A 595-nucleotide genomic window follows, 5' to 3' on the forward strand; every position below is an offset into this window, starting at 1 on the left:
AGTTCCACCTCCATGCGCGTGCGCACCATCGATACGAAACGGGTCGCCAAAAGGCTGTGACCGCCCAGCTCGAAGAAATCGTCGTACACGCCCACCTTTTCCACGCCCAAGAGCTCCTGCCAGATAGCGACCAGCTGTTGCTCCACATCGTTGCGCGGCGCTACGTACTCGACCGTCGACTGCTCGGAAAGCTCAGGAAGCGGCAACGCCTTCCTGTCCACCTTTCCGTTCACCGTCAAGGGAAGTGCGTCCAAGGAGACCCACAGCTGCGGTACCATGTACTCCGGAAGGGAATCCTTGAGCCCCTCCTGCAATGCGACCTTGTCAAAGTCCCCATCGATCACCACATAGCCCACCAAGCGCTTGTTCCCGTTCCCATCGGCATGGGCCGATACGCTACACTCGCGCACCGTGGGGACCGCCTGGAGCGCATGCTCCACGTCCCCCAGTTCGATACGGTAGCCACGCACCTTCACCTGGTCGTCCTTGCGGCCGATGAACTCGATGTTCCCATCGGACAACCAACGTACAAGGTCCCCGGTACGGTACAGACTGCCCCCGCCCGAAGCATCGAAAGGGTTCGAAATGAACCGAT

The 595-nt window shown here is 60.2% G+C and carries 1 protein-coding gene; it reads right to left on the minus strand.

The features are described from left to right. Window positions 1-410: phosphopantetheine-binding protein (locus ACRD7P_RS21020; RefSeq protein ID WP_430909775.1), on the minus strand; the 410-nt coding region annotated here is incomplete at its 3' end. Window positions 411-595: the final 185 nt, after the last annotated feature.

Origin of the sequence: Maribacter sp. 2-571 (assembly GCF_050589625.1) — a bacterium.
GTDB lineage: Bacteria > Bacteroidota > Bacteroidia > Flavobacteriales > Flavobacteriaceae > Pelagihabitans.